An 18,819-nucleotide genomic window follows, 5' to 3' on the forward strand; every position below is an offset into this window, starting at 1 on the left:
ATGTGCAGGGAACGTACCGCTTAACTTTAGAGTTGATAAGTAGGGGATTTTTCTTGATAAAAACCGGAAGGATCATTGAAATGTTGATAACTACAATAGAAAAGCCCCGGGGTAAACCGGGGACTTTGTCTACAGTCTGAAATGCCTGGAAAAACCAGGCATTTGATCAGATGATGTCGTATGAGCCGTCGCCCAGGCACCGGATACCGCACCGGAAAAATTCCTCCATGGCCCGGATCATATTGTCTGTGTCCGAGGCTCCGGCCGTCTCGAAGGGAGAGTGCATGGCGAGCTGGGCCAGGCCGATGTCCACTGTGTTCAGGGCTACCTGGGCATTGGAAATGTTCCCCAGAGTGGAGCCTCCTGCCATGTCGGAGCGGTTCAGGAAGGTCTGGAAGGGAACTCCTGCCCGGCGGCAGATAGTCTTGAAGAGGGCGGCGGAGACAGCGTCCGTTGTATACCGCTGGTTTCCGTTGTACTTGATCACAATGCCCTGGTTCATGGCCGGACGGTTTACGGCGTCCGATCTCTCCGGCTGGTTGGGGTGCACCGCGTGGGCGTTGTCTGCCGACAGCATGAAGCTGGAGGAGAGCATGGCAAGATAGTCCTCCTCCGTTTTTCCGAGACAAAGGCAGATCCGCCGGAGGGTGTCCTTGAGAAAGGTGGAGGCGGCGCCCTGCTTTGTGCCGCTGCCTACCTCCTCGTTGTCCAGCACGCAGTGGACGGGGATAGAGGTGCTGCCGCTTTCCCTCTCCGTATTTAGAAAGGCGGTCAGGGAGGCGAAGACGCACTGCAGGTCATCCAGTCTGGGAGCTGAGATGAACTCCCCTGCCGCGCCCCAGCAGATCCCCGGCATGCGGCAGTAGAGCAGCAGGTCATGGCCTGCGATCCGCTCCGGTACTGTCCCGGCAGCCTCCGCTACGCAGCGGAGGAAGGTGTCCTTCCGGGCAATGTCTCCGTAGAGGGGCAGCATGTCCTTCTGGGGATCCGGCTTGAAGCCGGCGTTGGCCTCCTTGTTCATGTGGATGGCCAGGTTGGGGATGAGGAGGAGATCCCGGTCTATGTTCACAAGTCTTGTCCGAAGCCTCCCGTCCTCCTCCACAAGGATGCGCCCCGCCACGGAGAGCGGCCGGTCCAGCCAGGGAGCCATCAGCATGCCGCCGTACCGCTCCACATTCAGGCGGACGTAGAGCCCGGCTGAGGGAAGCTCCGGCATCTCCTTGATCTTGAAGGCAGGGGAGTCGCTGTGGCTGGCGATGATGTGGAAGCTGTCCGGGGATCCCTCCGGAACCCGGAAGGCGATGAGGGAGGAGAGATTGCGGGTGACAAAATATTTTCCTCCCGGAGCAAGTGCCCAGGGGCGGCTCTCCTCCAGTTGCATGTAGCCCTCTTTTTGCAGAGCGGCCTTCATAGTATCCACCGTGTGGTAGCTGGTGGGAGAGAGCCGGATGAATGAAAAGAGATTGTTGATTGTTGTCTGCAAAGCCGCGCGCCTCCTTATCTCAGTTTTTCCAAATAGGAAATCAGATCCTCAAAGCCTCCCCGGGGATAGCCGGACAGATCCCGTCCCTCCTTGTTGATCAGGCAGTCCGTAAGAAGAAAGACCTTCATTCCCAGTGTTTCCGTGATCATGTCCTCTGATACATCATTTCCCACCATCAGGCACTCCTGGGGACGCAGGCCACAGTGGGCGAGGATGTCCCTGTAGTAGTCCGGGTTGGGCTTGCAGTGGACGGAATTCTCATAGGTGGTGTAGTATTCGAAGTCCTCCGGCGAGACGCCGGCCCACCTCATCCGGCTCTCTGTGGCGATGGAGGGAAAGAGGGGATTAGTGGCCAGGACCCTGCGAAGTCCCAGCTCCCGGCAGAGTGCCACGGAGCGGGCCGCCAGCGGATTGTGGCCGCACACCTGTCTGGCCTCCTGAAATTCTACCTCATAAAACTCCTGGAAGACGGGGATGTCCTTTAGGGCTTTCTCACCGTAGACGTTGCTGAAGAAGTCCCAGAACACCTCCTCGTTGGTGGCTCTGCCGTCGTTTTGTACCATGGCGGCGGTGCCGCCCCACACGGCCTTGATCAGGCCCTCCGGGTCGTAGCCTCTGGGGGCCATCTTTTCAGCCAGCCTTTTGAAATATGATTTTACAAACAGATCCTGATCCATGGGGAGCAAGGTCCCGTCCAGGTCAAATAAAACAGTCGTGATCTTTTCCATATGTATTCTCCTCGTCTCACAAAATGCGGGGCGGACGGGCGGCTGCCCTTTCCCGGGACTGTCCGCGTCCGGCCCCGCGGCAACAGATAAAGTATAGAATGAAAAAACAGTGATTGTCAACTATGCCGTTTTCTCCTATAATAGATAGTAAAATCAAAAACAAAAGAGGAATTTGGTATGAATTTTTTAGAGGAACGCATTGTAAAGGATGGAATTATTACAGAAGGGAACGTGCTGAAGGTGGACAGCTTTTTAAATCATCAGATGGACATTGAGCTGTTTGACCAGATCGGGGCGGAGTTCAAGAGGAGATTTGAGGGCAAGCCCATCAACAAGATCCTCACCATTGAGGCCTCCGGCATAGGCATCGCCTGCGTGGCGGCCCAGCACTTCAAGGTGCCGGTGGTGTTCGCCAAGAAGACCCAGAGCATCAACCTGGAGGGAGAGATGTACGTGGCGGAGGTAGAGTCCTTTACCCACCGCTGCAAGAACCAGGTCATCGTGTCCCAGAAATTCCTGAGTGAGGAGGATCACGTGCTGATCATCGATGATTTCCTGGCCAACGGCTGTGCTCTCCAGGGACTGATCCAAATCGTCCAGGCGGCGGGTGCCACCGTGGAGGGAATTGGAATTGTCATCGAGAAAGGCTTCCAGGCAGGAGGCAGCATTATAAGAAATCTGGGATATCAGCTTGAGTCCCTGGCCATTGTGGACGCCATGGATGAGAAGACCGGAACCTTTGTATTCCGGGAACAGAAATAGGAATAGACGAAAAGGAGCAAAGACAGAATATGAACACATCAGTGCAGCTGGAACAGCAGCTTATGAGCATACACAGGAAAAGCTATCCGGCATACAAGAGCCTGGCCGGGAGCTGGCAGTTCCCCGGCTTTATCCTCCACATCGACCACGTGCAGGGAGATCCCTTTGCGGCGCCCTCCAAGGTGAGCGTGGAGGTGTCCCAGAAGACGGCGGCCTTCCCGGAGGAGCTTTTTGACAGAAAGGACAAGAGGATTGCCCTGCAGGATCATCTTACAAGGGAGTTCTCCCGGCAGATCGGCGAGTACATGTTCCAGGCGAAGGGCTCCGGCAAGAGCGGTCTTATCAGCATCAGCCGCTGCGGCCAGGAGGTGCTGGAGCGGACAGCCCTGGAGATGAACGGAAAGCGGATCCTGGTGCGCTTTGAGGTGGGATTTCCCGCAAACGGCCGGACCATCAACGCTCCGGAGCTGAAGAAGATCCTGTTTGACTACGTGCCCCAATGTGTGAAGAGAGCCCTGTATTACAAAAATCTCAATCCGAAGGTGCTCCGGGAGGTGGCGGACCTGGCGGAGGACCAGACCTTTATCCGGGAGGAGCTAAGAAAGAGAGGCCTGGCCGCCTTTGTGGCCAACGGCTCTGTCCTGCCCCGGCAGAGCGGCGTCTCAGACAAGCCCATGAAAGGGGCGGTGGTGTTTGAGAGCCCGAAGAGCATGGAGGTGGAGCTTTCCCTTCCCCATAAGGGTGCGCTGAAGGGGATGGCGGTGCCAAAAGGCATCACCCTCATTGTGGGCGGCGGCTATCACGGCAAATCCACTCTCCTGAAGGCGCTGGAGCTGGGCGTGTACAACCATATCAGGGGGGACGGAAGAGAGTACGTCATCACAGACGACACGGCTATGAAGATCCGGGCGGAGGACGGAAGGGCGGTGGCCCATGTGGACATCTCGCCTTTTATCAACCATCTCCCCAACGGGAAGGACACGGTGGACTTCTCCACAGAGGATGCCAGCGGTTCCACCTCCCAGGCGGCCAATGTGGTGGAGGCTGTGGAGGCGGGAGCAGGCGTGCTCCTCATCGACGAGGACACCTCGGCCACAAACTTTATGGTGCGGGACGCCCTCATGCAGTCCGTCATCGCCAGAGAGCAGGAGCCCATCACCCCCTTTATCGAGCAGGCCAGGAAGCTCTACGAGGAGAAGGATATCTCTGTCATCCTTGTGGCGGGCAGCTCGGGAGCCTACTTCTACATCGCGGACAAGATCATCCAGATGGACACCTACCGGGCATACGACATCACGGATCAGGTGAAGGATATATGCAGCCGGAATAAAGAGGAGATGGATTTTGTGACAGCCCACAGGAAGGAGTCCGAGGGTATCGCCAGATGGGGTGTCATGTCCCGCCATCCCCGCCTTGGAAAGATCGACAAAAAGCACGGCCAGATCAAGGTAAAGCAGTATGGAAAGGACAGCTTCTCCATCGGAAAGGACACGGTGGAGCTCAAGTATGTGGAGCAGATCACGGACAGCGAGCAGACCACTACGCTCAGCTATGTGCTGAAAAATGTCATCGAGGAGATGGAGACAAAAAAGAACGCCAGCCTGGAGGAGCTGGCGGAGAAAATCTGGAGAGAGATAGAAGGCAGGGGACTTTCCTGCCTGGTGAAGGGCTCGTACATCCCTTCCTCCCTTGCTATGGCGAGGAAGCAGGAGATCTATGCGTGTCTGAACCGTTATAGAGGGTTCCGCTAGGAGCCAGCATGGACAGGTACTTTTCGTAATTGACGCCGTCATTGCGAGGTACCTGTTCTTTTATGGAGTCAGCCATGGCCAGGCTGATGAATTTCCCGGCCAGCCGGACCGTGTCCTCCACAGAGTCCCCTCTTGCCATGCCAGCCGCGATGCAGGCGGCAAAGAGGTCCCCGGTGCCGGAGTAGCTGCCCCCGATGAGGGGGAAGGGGAGCAGGGTGTGACCGCCAGCGGTCACGGTCAGGTTGCCCATCATGGGGACGCCGTCCCCGTCCGTGTAGCGGATGCCAGTGACGAGCACCTCCCGGAGCCTCTCGTGGAGGAGAGAGCGGGCCAGCTCACTGATTACCTCCATGAGGAGAGAGATATTTTTGATGGATCCCAGCTCCTCATAGTCGGCTCCTGTGAGGAGGCACAGCTCAGTCAGGTTTGGGGTGATGATGTCCGCCCTTTTGCACAGCTCCTGCATTTTCTTCAGGAGCCCTTCCGTGAAGAGGCCGTGGGGCTTTCCGTCCCCGCCCAGGACCGGATCCACCAGGAGAAAGGTGTCTTCATTCAGGAAACTGTCCAGAAACATCTGGATCTGCTTCACCTGTCTTTCATCTGCCAGAAAGCCGGTGCAGATGCCGTCGAAGCGGACCCCCATCTTTTCCCACTCGGAGCGGATGAGAGGCATCTTGTCTGTATAGCTGTCAAAGTAGTAGTGGGGATATCCGGTCTGCCCGCTTAAGATGGCTGTGGGCAGGGGACAGGGCTGCACTCCCATGACAGAGATGACGGAAATAGCGGCTGTGAGAGAGCATCGCCCAAATCCGGAGAGGTCGTTGATAACGGCTATTTTTTTTGTCATTTTCTTCAGTCCTTTTCATTTGATGTAGAATGACTCTCGTGTCAATTCATTCTATTGTATACCAGGGGAAGAGGGCAAGTCAAACAAAAGGGCATAAAAAGACCAGAGTGAAAACACTCTGGCCGGAGGGGGAAATTATGAAAAAGAAAATTGAATAAAGGTTTCATTCCTTTGTTCGATTATTACTATACCGGGAAAATGTGATGAAAATGTGACTGCGATATTAAATAAATGTGAAATGAAAATGAAGGTTTTCTGATGAAAAGCATCCGACAGGAACAAAAAAACGGGCTCCATCCCGGAACCCGTCTCCAAAGCGTGGGCAAGAGGATTCGAACCCCCGACCTTCTGGTCCGTAGCCAGACGCTCTATCCAGCTGAGCTATGCCCACATTGCTGCGTATCTCTCACAGCAAAAATTATTATATTATACTTTGGCAGGCCTGTCAAGAAAAAAATGAAAAAACTTGGCAGGCCGTCGAAAGAAAAGGGGGAAGGCCTAGCTGTCCGCCGCAAACTGGCTGTAGTACAGGTCCGCGTAGAAGCCCTTCTTTGCCAGAAGCTCCTGGTGCGTCCCCTGCTCGATGATGTGCCCCTGGTTCATGACAAGGATCACGTCTGCCGTCTGGATGGTGGAGAGGCGGTGTGCTACCACAAAGCTGGTGCGCCCCTTCATCAGCGTCTCAAAGGCCCGCTGGATGCGGATCTCCGTCATGGTGTCGATGGAGGAGGTGGCCTCGTCCAGGATCAGCATGGGGGGCAGGCAGAGCATGATCCTGGCGATGCACAGGAGCTGCTTCTGTCCCTGGGACAGGTTGCCGCCGCCCTCGGAGATGATGGTGTCATACCCCTCCGGCATACGCATGATAAAGCTGTGGGCGTGCGCCTTTTTGGCTGCCTCAATGATCTCCTCCTCTGTGGCGTCAGGCCGGCCGTAGGCGATGTTGTCCCGGATGGAGGCGGATTTCAGCCAGGTCTCCTGGAGGACCATGCCGTAGCTGGTGCGCAGGGAGTGGCGGGTGATCTGACGTATGTCGTGTCCGTCCACCTGGATGGAGCCCTTCTGTACATCGTAGAACCGCATGAGCAGGTTGATGAGGGTGGTCTTGCCGCAGCCCGTGGGTCCCACGATAGCGATCCGCTGCCCCGGTTCTACGGACAGGTTCAGCCCCTGGATGAGAGGCACCTGGGGCGTGTAGGAGAAGTCCACATCCTGCAGGAGAATGCGCCCCTCCGGCTCGGTAAGGACAATGGCGTCCGCAGGCTCAGCCGGTGCAGACGGCTCGTCTATGAGCTCAAACACCCGGGCGGCGGAGGCGATGGAATTCTGGAACTCGGTCAGCACGCTGGTGATGTCATTAAAAGGCTTTGTGTATTGGTTTGTGTAGCTCAGGAAGCTGGAGAGCTGTCCCACGGTCAGCATGCCGCCTATGACAGAAAAGCACCCTGCAATGGCCACGCCCGCGTAGATGGCCGAGTACATGAAGCGGGTGGCGGGGTTGGTGATGGAGGAGAAGAAGGTGGCCTTCAGAGAGTACTCGGAGAGCCTTCTGTTGATCTCGTCAAACTCCTCATTTGCCTCGTCCTGATAGCCGAAGGCCTGGACCACCTTGATGCCGCCCAGCATCTCGTTTGTAAAGCCTGTCAGCTCCCCCCGGGTCTCGGACTGTTTTTTGAACATGGTGAAGGACTTCCTGGAGATGAAATTGGCTACCAGGAAGGACATGGGGCTTAAAACCACCACGATCAGGGTGATCCAGGGGTTAATGCCCAGCATGAAAAGGATGGTTCCCACAATGGTGGCCACCCCTGTAAAGAGCTGGGTGAAGCCCAGAAGCAGTCCGTCGGAGAACTGGTCGATATCCGTGATGACACGGCTTAACAGATCCCCTGAGGAGTGCCGGTCCACATAGGACAGGGGCAGCTCCTGGAGATGGCCAAAAGCCTGGGTCCGAAGATCCCGGACGATACGGTAGGTGATCTTGTTGTTGATATGGTTCATGATCCACTGGGCCGCCGCGGTAATGGCGATGGAGATGAGAATCCCCGTGATCACGGCCATGAGCCCTTTGAAATCCACCTGTCCTTCTCCCACGATGCAGTCCACGCCCCGCCCGGTCAGAATGGGGATGTAGAGTGTCAGCCCCACGGTCAGAGCTGAGAGAAGGAGGGAGAGGATGACGAGAGCTGTGTAGGGCCGGATATAGAGGAGGATCCGTTTCAGCGTCTTCTGGCTGTCCACTTTTTTTTCTGTTTTTTCTTTATGCATTTGCAGATGCCTCCTTTCCGGCAGACTGAGATGCGCAGATCTCCTGGTATACGTGGTTAGAGGAGAACAGCTCCTCGTGAGTGCCGTACCCGGCGGGACGGCCGTCATCCAGGACAAGGATATGATCCGCGCTGCGGATAGCGGATACCCGCTGGGAGATGATGAACACGGTCATATTTTCGGTGCTTCCCTTGATAGCCCTTCGGAGTTTCGCATCCGTGGCAAAGTCAAGAGCTGAGGCACTGTCATCCAGGATGAGGATGTCCGGCTCTCCTGCGAGAGCCCGGGCGATGGTGAGCCGCTGCTTCTGCCCGCCGGACAGGTTGCTGCCGCCCTGCTGGATCATTAGATCCAGTCCCTTCTCCTTGCTGTCTACGAACTCTCTTGCCTGGGCGATATCCAGCGCCCGGTAGATTTCCTCGTCCGTGGCGTCCCGCTTGCCCCACTGCATGTTTTTTCTGAGCGTGCCGGAGAAGATTGTGGCTTTCTGCGGGACGATGCCCACTATTTTCCGGATGGCGGAGGGCTTAAGGGAGCGCACATCCTGCCCGAAAAGGCGGATGGTGCCGGAGGTGCAGTCGTAGAACCGGGGGATGAGGTTTGCCAGCGTAGATTTCCCTGAGCCTGTCCCGCCGATGATGCCGATGGTCTCTCCGGGCATGACGGAAAAGCTGATGCCCTGGAGAGTCTCCTCTCTTGCGCCGGCGTAAGTAAAGCCTACATTTTCAAAGGAGACGGCAGGCTGTCCCTCCTGGGCAGAGGAGAAGGAGGGAGATGCCCCTTCATCGGGCATGGAGGGCTCCACATCGAAGATGGCGTCTACCCGGGCAAGGCTTGCCAGGGCACGGGAGAGAAGAATGATCAGATTGGCCAGCTTCACCAGCTCTGTCAGGATCTGGGACATGTAGTTGATGAGGGCAATGACCTGTCCCTGGGTCAGGTCTCCTGCATCCACCTGGCGCCCGCCGAACCAGAGGACCGCGATGATCCCAAGATTGATGATGACGTAAGTGAGGGGATTTAAGAGGGCTGAGATTTTTCCCACGAAGATCTGCTTTCTGTACAGCCCGTCCGCCTCCCGGCTGAACCGCTCCTTCTCCTCCCGCTGCCTCGCAAAGGCTCGTACAACCCGGATGCCAAGGAGATTTTCCCGTGTCAGGAGGAGTACTCTGTCAAGCTGTCTTTGTACTTTCTTGTAGAGGGGCATGCTGATCAGGAGGATGGCGAAGACAACCACCAGGAGCGCAGGAATGGTGACGGCAAAGGGAAGTGCTGCCCTGACATCCACGGAGAAGGCCATGACCATGGCTCCCAGGACAACAAAGGGAGAGCGCAGGAACAGGCGGAGAAACATATTGATTCCGTTCTGTACCTGGTTCACATCATTGGTCATCCGGTTGATGAGGGTGGAAGTGCCGATCGTGTCGATCTCCTGGTAGGAGAAGGTGCCGATGTGGGCAAACAGGTCGCTGCGCATGGCCATGCCGGCACTGACGGCAGATTTGGCCGCAAAGTACTGGGCGGTCAGTGAAAAGGAGAAGCCCACGATGCCAAGGAGAATGAGGAGTGCGCCCATTCTCCAGAGATAGGGAGTATTGTTCCCGGCAATTCCCACGTCGATCATCTGCGCCACTACCAGGGGGACAAAGAGCTCGAAGGTGGCCTCCAGCATCTTAAAGAGAGGGGCCATGACCGTGATGATGGGATGGGGCCGCAGGTAGCTTAATAATCGTGTCATTGTATGTTCCTCCTTCGGTAGTCACGCGGGGTCAGACCCGGCATTTTTCTTTCAGTTTCCTGTACATGTCCGCAGATACCGGAGCATCTACTCCAAGGCGCTGCGCCTCCCGGACGATATAGCCGCTGAAGGTCTCAAGCTCTGTAGGACGCCCGGCGCCTACGTCCCGCTGGAGAGAGCTGGTCGCATCGTACTGCAGCTTGTAGTAGAAGCGGTAGATGATGGCGTCCCGGTCTGCCTGCGTCACGTGGATGCCCTTTGCCAGAGCCACCCGCCATGCCTCGTCCACGAGAGCTTCATAGATGGCGGCCTTCTTGGGGTCCTCCCGGAGCTGCCCGATGGAGTTGTCGTAGAGAGCTGTCTCTACATTGTAGGCGCAGTTCAGTATGTATTTTTTCCAGATCTCAGCCTGGATATCCCGGGAGGCGGTGCAGTCCACGCCGGCGATGTTCAGCAGGTCTGTCACATCACAGCATTTTTGCCAGCAGGGAGCGCTGGCATCCTGGATGCCCACGTAGAGGTTGGCAAATTTGTCCTGCTGGGTGATGGAGAAGTCGGCGTTTGCAAAAGCCACGATGTAGATGAGAGAGTCGACGACCGTGCCTTTTGGCAGGTACTCCCGCACCCGGTCACCGGGGTCTGCGCCGTTCATGACAGGGACGATGACGGTGCCCTCGGACACGCAGCCTGCGAGGGAGAGGCAGGCCTCCTTTAGGGAATAATTTTTGACGCAGATAAAAATGTAGTCCTGGGTTTCCAGGCTCTCTGCTGTCTCCACCACACGCTCCGGGCGGACAGTGCGTTCTCCCCGGTAGTCGCTGTGGAGGACAAGGCCCTTCTCCCGGATGGATCTTCCCCGCTCTCCACGGGCTACAAAGGTGACGTGGGGATATGCGTCCGCCAGCAGGGCGCCTACGTAGCCGCCTACGCCTCCCAGTCCCAGGACAGTGATCTTCTTGTCTGCAAATGGTTTCATATGCACAAGCCTTCTTTCTATAAAATGATTTCATATTTAAATACGTTGGATACAACAAAAAGAATTATAACATACAGAGCAGGATGGCGGAACATTTTTTTGAAACTGAACAAAACCGCAGGAGACCGCCGGCCCGATGTGCGATCCATACGGAACAGCTATAGGAATGTATTGTTTTTAAGTATTTGCCCTTTTTGAGCGGCCATTTTATAATAAATTGTGAAAAAAGGGGACACAGGAGGAGATACATATGGAATACCGCACACTTCCAAGAGGAGGAGAGAGAATCAGCGTGATCGGCCTTGGAGGAGGCTACATCGGCGAGGGCGGAGAGAAAGAGACGAGGCAGGCCCTGGAGCTGGCTGTCAGCCGGGGCGTCAACTATTTTGACCTGGCTATGTCAGAGGCAGTCCCCTTTGCCGCGTACGGAGAGGCTCTGAGAGATCAGAGAAAGGACATCTACTACCAGCTCCATTTCGGGGCCGAGTACACCACGGGGAAATACGGATGGACACTGAACCTGGAGAAGATCAAAAAATCTGTGGACTGGCAGCTTGCTATGCTCAAGACCGACTATATTGATTTTGGCTTTGTTCACTGCATCGACGAGGAGGCGGACTTAAGGAAAGCCGCAGAGGGAGGAACGCTGGACTATATGAAGGAGCTGAAGGAGGAGGGAGTTATCCGTCACCTTGCCCTGTCCTCCCACACGCCGAAGATCGTGAACATGATGCTGGACACAGGACTCATCGACATGGTCATGTTCAGTATCAATCCTGCCTACGACTACCGACACGGAGACTATGCCGTCGGGACCGTGGACGAGCGGACGGCTCTGTACCGCCGGTGCGAGGCGGAGGGCGTAGGCATCTCTGTCATGAAGGCATTTGGGGGCGGACAGCTTTTGAGTGCGGGAACTTCCCCCTTTGGTCAGGCTCTCAGCGAATATCAGTGCATCCAGTACGCGCTGGACAAGCCGGGCGTGCTGACCGTCCTTCCGGGACTTCGCAGCACAGCGGATCTGCAGCGGCTTCTGGGCTTTTTTGAGGCGTCCAAGGAGGAGCGGGACTACTCGATCCTCGGCTCCTTTGCGCCCCGGGACGCGGAAGGGGTCTGCGTCTACTGCAACCACTGCCAGCCCTGCCCCTTCGGTCTGGATGTGGGACTTATCAACAAGTACTATGACCTTGCTATGGCGGGGGATGCTCTGGCAAAAGACCACTATCTCCATCTGGAGAAAAAGGCGTCTGACTGCACCGGCTGCGGCCACTGCGACAGACGGTGTCCCTTCCATGTGAAGCAGACGGAGAGGATGCAGGAGATCCAGGCGTACTTTGGGGCGTAGGGAAGATACAGTAGAATAGAGAAAGATGGCGCCGGCGCCGGTTTTCCCTTGAACAGACTGTCCGAGGAATCCGGCGCCGGATATTTTTGCAAAGATTTGGGAAAATGCCGGGTGAAAAACAAACAGGTCTAATCGTGAACATAATCTGAGAGGCCGCTGAAACTGCCAGATAGACAAAGAGAGATGCCAAATGGACAGTCTGCATTGACGGCTGTCCATTTTTCTTTTACTTTATGCAGATAGGTGCCGGGACTCAAGCGCTGCAAGGAGACATATCGCCCCCCTTTTTTGGAAATCAGTTATCTTTGCAGACAGATGCTCCCGGCATCTGGACAATAGGATAAAGATTGCAAAAGTAATGACACAGTAAGGAGAAAAAAGGATGGACCTGAAAAGACAGAAGACAGAGCAGGCGGCTGCGGCCCACGGCTTTGTCATAGATACAAGGAGAGAGCTGCCGCAGATAGGGGCTGTTCTCTGGCAGATGCACTTTGCGAAAAACGGCGCCCGGCTTTTGTGGCTGGAGCGCAGGGAGGAGAACAAGACATTTGCAGCGGCGTTCAAGACGCTGCCGTCGGACGACACAGGCGTCTTCCACATATTGGAGCACTCGCTTTTGTGCGGATCCCGGAAATACCCGGTGAGCAAGCCCTTTGTGGAGATGATCAAAAGCTCCCTGCAGACCTTTATGAACGCCTTTACCTTCCCGGACAAGACCATGTATCCGGTAAGCAGCCGCAACCAGAAGGATTTCCTCAATCTGGTGGACGTGTACCTGGACGCTGTGCTGCATCCGCTCTGCCTGGAGAAGGAGGAGATCTTCCGCCAGGAGGGCTGGCACTACGAGCTGGACAGCCAGGAGGGAGAGCTTTCTTGCAACGGCGTGGTGTACAACGAGATGAAGGGGATGTACGCGTCGCCGGACACGCTGATCGACAGCGCCTTGAACCGGGCCCTCTTCCCGGACAACTGCTACCAGTTCCAGTCCGGCGGGGACCCTGCCTGCATCCCGGCGCTCACCTACGAGGAGTACAAGGCGCAGTACCGGGAATACTATCACCCGTCAGGCGCATGGTTCCTCTTGGACGGGGAGATGGAGATCGGGCCGGTGCTGGAGAAGATCGGGCAGGTGCAGTCCGGCTTTGGACCCCAGCAAAAGGATCATCCGATCCCCTTCCAGAGCCCGGTACACCCAGGGGAGGTACGTATTCCCTATGAGGCCGGGGAGGAGGACGTGGAAAGGAAGACGATCCTGGCAAAGGGATGGGTCTACGGGCGGTTTGATGAGCCGGCAAAGGACTTAGCCTGCCAGACCTTATGCGAGATGCTCTGCGGCTCTGACGAGGCGCCTCTTAAGAAGGCGCTGCTGGAGAGAGGGCTGGCTGAGAATGTGGAATTTTCCAAGGTGGACGGCGTCCAGCAGCCCTTTGCCGTCCTGGTGGTAAGACATGCCGCCAAAGAGAAGGAGCAGGAGATCTGGGATACCGTGCGCACAGTGCTGGAGCAGCTGGCCGCCCAGGGGCTGGACCACAGAAGGCTGGAGGCGGTCATCAGCCGGATGGAGTTCCGCTATCGGGAGAAGGAGACAGGAGGCTTTCCCCAGGGGCTTTTCAACTGCATGAAAATGCTGGAGAGCTGCCTCTACGGAGGGGATCCGGCCCAGAATCTCTGCCTGGGGGACGCCTTCTTGCGCCTGCGGGAAGGAATAGAAGACGGATATTTTGAGCAGTTTATCCGGGAGAATTTCCTGGAGAACCCACACTGTGCCCAGGTGGTGCTTTTCCCCTCCAGGGAGCTGGGAGAGAGGAAGAGAAAGGAGGAGGCAGAGCGTTTCCGCAGGATAAAAGAGAGCTGGAGCAGCCAGGAGAGGGAGCAGGTCATCCAGAAGCTGGCAGCCCTTAGGGCCTTCCAGAATAGGCCGGACCGCCCCCAGGACCTGGCCGCGCTTCCGGTGCTGTCCCTTGCGGATATAGAGGAAGAGACGCCGGACATCCCCCAGCAGGTGACAGAGGAGGCGGGGGTCAAGGTCCTTTGTCATCCTCTGGAGACAGAAGGCATCGCCCATCTTGTCTGGTACTTCCTGGCCGGGGACCTGACAGAGGAGGAGCTGCACCTTCTTTCCTTCCTGCAGACCCTGCTGGGGCAGACCAGGACGGCGCGTTTTTCCGTCCTGGAGCTTGCGGCGTCTCTGGAAGGAGAGCTGGGGCGTTTTCAGACCAGTGTGGAGGTGTTCGCGCCAAGAGGGGAGACGGCAACGTGTAAGCCCTGCTTTGCCGTCCATGTGTCAGCCCTGGAGGAAAAGCTGGAGGAGGCAAAGGAACTGACAAGGGAAGTGCTGCTGGACACGGATTTTGGTGATCTTGCCTACCTAAGAGGCCGTCTGCGCCAGCTCAAGCTGTCGCTGGAACAGCACGTCCTCATGCACGGTGACAGCTATGCCTCCCTGCGCATCGCCGCCGGGTGCTCGGCGAAAGGCGGGGCCAGGGAGGCGCTGCGGGGCGTCAGTATGCTGGACTGGCTGCGGGAGATGGACAGCCAGTTTGAGGAGAGAGGCGCGGAGCTGGCAGGCAGGCTGAAAGAACTGTGCAGACGGCTCTTCGTGAGAAGGCGCGCCGTCCTTTCTGTCACAGGACAGATGCCAAGAGAGGAGCTTCCCGGTCTGGCCTCCTTCCTGCCAGAGGGACGGGCCCCGAAAGAGGCGGTCTCCTGGTCTTGGGAAAAGCCGGCGAGGAAAGAAGGTATCCTTGTCCCGGCCCCGGTGGGCTTTGCCGGCAAGGGAGGACATCTGGCCCAGTGCGGGGCCAGGTACAGCGGAGCTATGGCAGTGGCAGCCCGCATCCTGTCCTACGGGTATCTGTGGAACACCGTCCGGGTCAAAGGGGGAGCCTACGGCACCCGGCTTGCCATCACGCCTGGCGGGGACGTGGCCTTTACCAGTTTCCGAGATCCTTCTGCCGCCGCCTCCCTGGCCGTCTTTGACAAGGCCGGGGCCTCCCTTCGGGAACTGTGCGCCAGCGGGCAGGAGCTGACCTCCTATATCATCAGCACCATCGCGGCCACAGAGCCTCTTCTTACAGCAAGGCAGAAAGGCATGCAGGCAGCGGAAGATTACATGGAGCAGGTGACAGGGCAGATGCGCCAAAGGGACCGCAGGCAGATCCTTTGTACGACCAAAGAGGATTTAGAGAAGGTCAGCCGTATCCTGGATGAGATCTGTGAAAAAGGAGGCTCGTGCATCGTAGGCGGCCAGGAGATCCTGGAGGCGGCAGACGGGGCCTTATCCTGCAGAAGGGACCTGTAAAACTGCCGAACAGACAACAAAAACATCCGAATAGACATGTCGTATTGTGCGGAAAAACAGAGACGTGTTAAGATTGTTAAAATTATTTCAGAAGGAATATGAGCAATACGCAAGATACAGTCGTCTAAGGAGAGTGGCAGAAGTGGAAAATGAGGAAAAGGTCCAGGTACAGGACGGACAAGAGAAACAGCCGGAAGGACAGAAGAAAAAAATGAAGACCAGGACAAAGGTCATTGCAGGTGTCGCTGTGGCCGCCCTGGCCTGCGGCGTGGGGACAGGCGCTTACCTGATCTCTAAGAACGGCGGGATAGAAGAGCTCCTGGAGGACTCGCCCCTGGCCGACCTGGCGGACAAGATCAAGGGAGATGACGTGGACGCTGGGAGCGCAGGAAATCAGGATAAAGACGGAGCCGACGGCGCGTCGGGAGCCGGCGGGGCCTCCGGAACAGACGGAGCTGTACAGCAGACAGGCTATGTGGACAACGGGGGCGCACAGGTGGGAGGCACCAGCGCCAGCAACAGCTACCCCATCAAGATGAGTGATCTTTGTACGTTCTCGGATCCGTCCGGGCTCAGCTTTGACACCAGGTACGTGCTCCATGGAGGCTCCGACTGCATCCCGGCCAAAAGAGCGAATGCGCAGGGGTATAGCTGCAAAGAAGCGTATGTGGTCCTCTATGCGAAGGGGGGCCAGGCGGCAGGCGAATATGTCTGTTACGTCATGAGTAGCGAGGCGGAGGCACAGAGGATGGCTTCGGCCTATGCGGGAGTATATAATGGAGGCGGACAGAGCGCCGGACGCTGGGGGGATGTCGTGTATGTGTACTCATCAGGAGACTACGTGCAGACTTCGATCCGGACATATTACGATCAGGGCGTTATCAAGTCCGAGACTCCGGCAGCTTACCTTGGCATGCAGTTCTACTTTGGCGGCATGAGCGAGTACCAGCCGCCTGCATCCTCCGGAAACGGCAGCGGCGGCAGTGGCGGTGGAGGCGGCGGAAGTACGCCGGGCGGCTCCACGCCAGGGGGAACTACACCGGGTGGTAATACGCCGGGAGGAAATACGCCGGGAGGGGACACCCCGTCAGGCCCGGAAGAACCTGACCAGCCAGATAAACCGGACGACCCGGATACACCCGATCCCTCCGGGGAGACGAGCGTGGCCGTGACGGATGAGCAGCTTACCGACAAGCTGGAGGAAGCTCTGGCGACGGCGGACAATTCCTTCCCTGTGGAGATCACAGACAAATATACCTTTGAAGATCCAAAAGGACTGGAGTATGATACAAGGTATGTGCTCTACGGCGGAGAGGACAGCGGGGCGGTCTCGGCAGCAGGCCAGATCGGAAGTCAGGTTAAAGGGGTCTATGAGATCTATTACTTGAAAGACGGAAAACTGGCGGCCGTGTACCGGTGCTACGATGCGGCCAGTGCAGATGACGCGGCCCAGATCGAGAGCATGTACGGCGGCATGGGAGAAGTCGAAGTCACAGGCAGAGTGGCCTGCATCGATATGGATCTTGCCATGATCGAGAGCATGATGGAGATGTACGTGCAGATGGGCTATGCGGACGAGGCGACCCCGGAGGCATATATGGCGGCTCTTTACAAGAATGAGGGCTATCAGTATTTCCGCAATCCCAACCCGGCAGAGGAGCCGGAGGAGCCATCTGGCGGACTGACAGGCACCACGCCGGATGAGGCGTTCAGCGTGAAAGTGAGCGACAGCTACACGTACGATGAGGCGCAGGTGCTGCCGGGTCCAGAGTATGACAGACGATATGTACTGTATGGAGATGAGACAAACGGATTTGCGGCTCAGCAGGGAGCCAATGCATTCTATGAGGTCATCTACGAACAGGACAGCCGTGCGCTTTACGAAATCAAGATTTACGTCATGCCGAGTGCAGAGGAAGCCGGAGTTCTGGCAGGGCAGTTCGTGGACGCGGGCCTGTATGCGGTGGCAATGCCGGGGACAGATGCGGTGCTGGTGATCGGGACGGATCTGCAGGACACGATTGATATGTATGCACAGTACGGACAGATCGCAGAGGCAACGCCCCGGGCCTACATAGAAGGATTTTTGATGAAGCTGGGCATGACCGAGGTGACGGCAGACGGAAAAGCGCTTACCTACATCTGCCTGCCTCAGGCAGATATGAACCGCCTGCTCTACGAGGCGGAGGGACTGCTGGATACGGGAGCCGCGCAGTGGGCGGAGACGGAGCCCACGCCGGTGATCCCCGTGACGGGCGTGCTGGACCCGGAGGCGGATCTGTCGGCAGAGAGCGTAGCCCGGACCGCCAGGGAGGCGGAGGCCTTTGACCCGGCAGACGCAGGGACCGTCGCAGGCGAGACCGGGCAGCAGGAGGGATTTGACCCGGCAGCAGCCGGAAATGCGGCTCAGGCGGCAGATGGTCAGCAGGCAGATGGCCGGAGCGAAGCAGGGCAGGCAGAAGACAGCTTATCACAGGCAGGGACATTTGATCCCTCCACGGCAGGCAGTATGCCGGCAGGGACTGACGGGACAGGAGATGAAGGAGCGGCGTCCGGGGCCGGAAGTGAGACGGCGGCAGACGGCGGGATGGCCGGAGAGTCCGGCGGGACAGCACTGACGGTCGGCAGCACGGCACAGTGGAACGATGCGGACTTTGACGACGCGGCGGACCGTCTGAGAGCTGGCAGCCCGGCAGGTCCCCAGGAGCTTACTGTGGGGGAGGGTGTCTGTTTTGCAGATCCCCAGGATCTTGATTTTGACACGCGGCTTGTGTATTGGGGAGACGCCCGGAGCGCTCTGGCGGCCCAGGCGGCAGGCCAGGGCCAGATAGCAGTGACTCAGGTGTACGAGATCCTTTACGCGAAGGATGGCCAGGCGGTGGCCCAGTACCGGTGTATCGTGGCGGGAGATCATATCTTCTGCCAGAGGATGAAGCCGGAAAAGCTGGCGGAGCGCATCAGCGCCCTGCCGGTCGGACAGCCGGCCTTTGAGGCCTCCTTGCAGGGATACACAGGATGGATGAAGCAGATAGAACAGCTTGAGGAATATAAGGAAGGAGAGGAAACAAGATGAAGAAGAAACTGATCACAGTCCTGCTCTGTCTCACCCTTGGCCTGGCGGCCACAGCCTGCGGCGCCGGCAAAGACAAAGGGAGCTCTGACGCGGGAGACGCGGGGCAGGAGACAACGGTGGACAAGGATTTCAGCCTTGCCATGACGGACACCTATACTTACACAGACCCCCAGGATCTGGACTTTGACCAGCGCTTTGTGCTGACCGGGGATGAGAGCTGCAAGCTTCTGTCAGATATGAAGAACTTTGGCTATACCGCTACGAATGTATACCAGATCATCTACGCCAAGGACGGGGAGGGCGCGGCGGAATACGACTACTACGTGACGCCGGACGAGGCGTCCGCCCAGGCGCTGGCCCAGTTCTACACCTCCCAGGGGCAGCAGGTGACGCAGGAGGGCAATGTACTCTACTCGGTGATGGACGGCGACACACTCCAGGCGACCATCATTACCCTGTCATCCCAGGGGGCTATGTCCGGTGACACAGTGGAGGACTATGCGGAGATGATGAAGAATTCTTACGGACTGACAGATTATTAGGCACC

At 57.3% G+C, this 18,819-nt stretch carries 12 protein-coding genes and 1 tRNA gene; 6 read left to right on the top strand and 7 right to left on the bottom strand.

The genetic code is table 11. The annotated features are described in order from the left end of the window. Window positions 1-166: 166 nt before the first annotated feature. Both H7U36_RS12170 and H7U36_RS12175 read right to left on the bottom strand, forming a co-directional pair. Window positions 167-1,483: a M18 family aminopeptidase gene (locus tag H7U36_RS12170; protein ID WP_191493844.1), complete on the bottom strand. Its 1,317-nt coding sequence runs from the start codon at window positions 1,481-1,483 to the stop codon at window positions 167-169. Window positions 1,484-1,497: 14 nt separating this feature from the next. Then, window positions 1,498-2,211, bottom strand: coding sequence for an HAD family hydrolase (locus H7U36_RS12175; RefSeq protein WP_191428577.1), 714 nt, complete (start codon window positions 2,209-2,211; stop codon window positions 1,498-1,500). 177 nt (window positions 2,212-2,388) lie between these two features. Here H7U36_RS12175 and H7U36_RS12180 point away from each other — a divergent pair, with 177 nt between their 5' ends. Then, window positions 2,389-2,973: a xanthine phosphoribosyltransferase gene (locus H7U36_RS12180; protein ID WP_033124338.1), complete on the top strand. Its 585-nt coding sequence runs from the start codon at window positions 2,389-2,391 to the stop codon at window positions 2,971-2,973. 29 nt (window positions 2,974-3,002) lie between these two features. Then, entirely contained in the window at window positions 3,003-4,724 is a 1,722-nt protein-coding gene (locus tag H7U36_RS12185; protein ID WP_191493845.1) for an ABC-ATPase domain-containing protein, read from the top strand. Here the strand turns inward: H7U36_RS12185 and H7U36_RS12190 are convergent. From H7U36_RS12190 to H7U36_RS12210, 5 genes are all read right to left on the bottom strand, one after another. Then, on the bottom strand, window positions 4,666-5,571 hold the full coding sequence (locus H7U36_RS12190) for a pyridoxamine kinase (RefSeq protein WP_191493846.1): 906 nt from the start codon (window positions 5,569-5,571) through the stop codon (window positions 4,666-4,668). The two genes, H7U36_RS12185 and H7U36_RS12190, sit on opposite strands and share 59 nt — an antisense overlap. Before the next feature lie 317 nt (window positions 5,572-5,888). Beyond that, window positions 5,889-5,962: transfer RNA gene (locus H7U36_RS12195), tRNA-Arg, on the bottom strand. Between the two features lie 107 nt (window positions 5,963-6,069). Continuing rightward, on the bottom strand, window positions 6,070-7,839 hold the full coding sequence (locus tag H7U36_RS12200) for an ABC transporter ATP-binding protein (protein WP_191493847.1): 1,770 nt from the start codon (window positions 7,837-7,839) through the stop codon (window positions 6,070-6,072). After that, window positions 7,832-9,577, bottom strand: a complete 1,746-nt coding sequence (locus H7U36_RS12205) for an ABC transporter ATP-binding protein (RefSeq protein ID WP_191493848.1) — start codon at window positions 9,575-9,577, stop codon at window positions 7,832-7,834. The genes H7U36_RS12200 and H7U36_RS12205 overlap by 8 nt, the downstream gene beginning before the upstream one ends. 31 nt (window positions 9,578-9,608) lie before the next feature. Continuing rightward, window positions 9,609-10,553, bottom strand: coding sequence for a ketopantoate reductase family protein (locus H7U36_RS12210; protein ID WP_033124334.1), 945 nt, complete (start codon window positions 10,551-10,553; stop codon window positions 9,609-9,611). Window positions 10,554-10,803: 250 nt separating this feature from the next. On the opposite strand from H7U36_RS12210, the gene H7U36_RS12215 reads away from it, so the two are divergent. From H7U36_RS12215 to H7U36_RS12230, 4 genes are all read left to right on the top strand, one after another. Continuing rightward, window positions 10,804-11,898 (top strand): aldo/keto reductase, encoded by a 1,095-nt coding sequence (locus H7U36_RS12215; protein WP_191429225.1) that lies wholly within the window; start codon window positions 10,804-10,806, stop codon window positions 11,896-11,898. 382 nt (window positions 11,899-12,280) lie between these two features. Then, complete coding sequence (locus H7U36_RS12220; protein WP_191493450.1) at window positions 12,281-15,199, top strand: insulinase family protein; 2,919 nt, start codon at window positions 12,281-12,283, stop codon at window positions 15,197-15,199. Window positions 15,200-15,341: 142 nt separating this feature from the next. Further along, entirely contained in the window at window positions 15,342-18,272 is a 2,931-nt protein-coding gene (locus tag H7U36_RS12225; RefSeq protein ID WP_205156248.1) for a hypothetical protein, read from the top strand. Then, window positions 18,269-18,814 (top strand): hypothetical protein, encoded by a 546-nt coding sequence (locus tag H7U36_RS12230; protein ID WP_205156249.1) that lies wholly within the window; start codon window positions 18,269-18,271, stop codon window positions 18,812-18,814. Before H7U36_RS12225 ends, H7U36_RS12230 begins: the two co-directional genes overlap by 4 nt. Window positions 18,815-18,819 lie beyond the last annotated feature (5 nt).

Source organism: Faecalicatena fissicatena (assembly GCF_016900595.1).
Classification (GTDB): Bacteria; Bacillota; Clostridia; order Lachnospirales; family Lachnospiraceae; genus Claveliimonas; species Claveliimonas intestinigallinarum.

Bases quoted from the DNA above. Each gene is read 5' to 3' on its own strand.
- H7U36_RS12190 (WP_191493846.1), bottom strand. From the start codon at position 5,571: ATGACAAAAAAAATAGCCGTTATCAACGACCTCTCCGGATTTGGGCGA.
- H7U36_RS12210 (WP_033124334.1), bottom strand. From the start codon at position 10,553: ATGAAACCATTTGCAGACAAGAAGATCACTGTCCTGGGACTGGGAGGC.
- H7U36_RS12200 (WP_191493847.1), bottom strand. From the start codon at position 7,839: ATGCATAAAGAAAAAACAGAAAAAAAAGTGGACAGCCAGAAGACGCTG.
- H7U36_RS12215 (WP_191429225.1), top strand. From the start codon at position 10,804: ATGGAATACCGCACACTTCCAAGAGGAGGAGAGAGAATCAGCGTGATC.
- H7U36_RS12230 (WP_205156249.1), top strand. From the start codon at position 18,269: ATGAAGAAGAAACTGATCACAGTCCTGCTCTGTCTCACCCTTGGCCTG.
- H7U36_RS12180 (WP_033124338.1), top strand. From the start codon at position 2,389: ATGAATTTTTTAGAGGAACGCATTGTAAAGGATGGAATTATTACAGAA.
- H7U36_RS12205 (WP_191493848.1), bottom strand. From the start codon at position 9,577: ATGACACGATTATTAAGCTACCTGCGGCCCCATCCCATCATCACGGTC.
- H7U36_RS12220 (WP_191493450.1), top strand. From the start codon at position 12,281: ATGGACCTGAAAAGACAGAAGACAGAGCAGGCGGCTGCGGCCCACGGC.
- H7U36_RS12175 (WP_191428577.1), bottom strand. From the start codon at position 2,211: ATGGAAAAGATCACGACTGTTTTATTTGACCTGGACGGGACCTTGCTC.
- H7U36_RS12185 (WP_191493845.1), top strand. From the start codon at position 3,003: ATGAACACATCAGTGCAGCTGGAACAGCAGCTTATGAGCATACACAGG.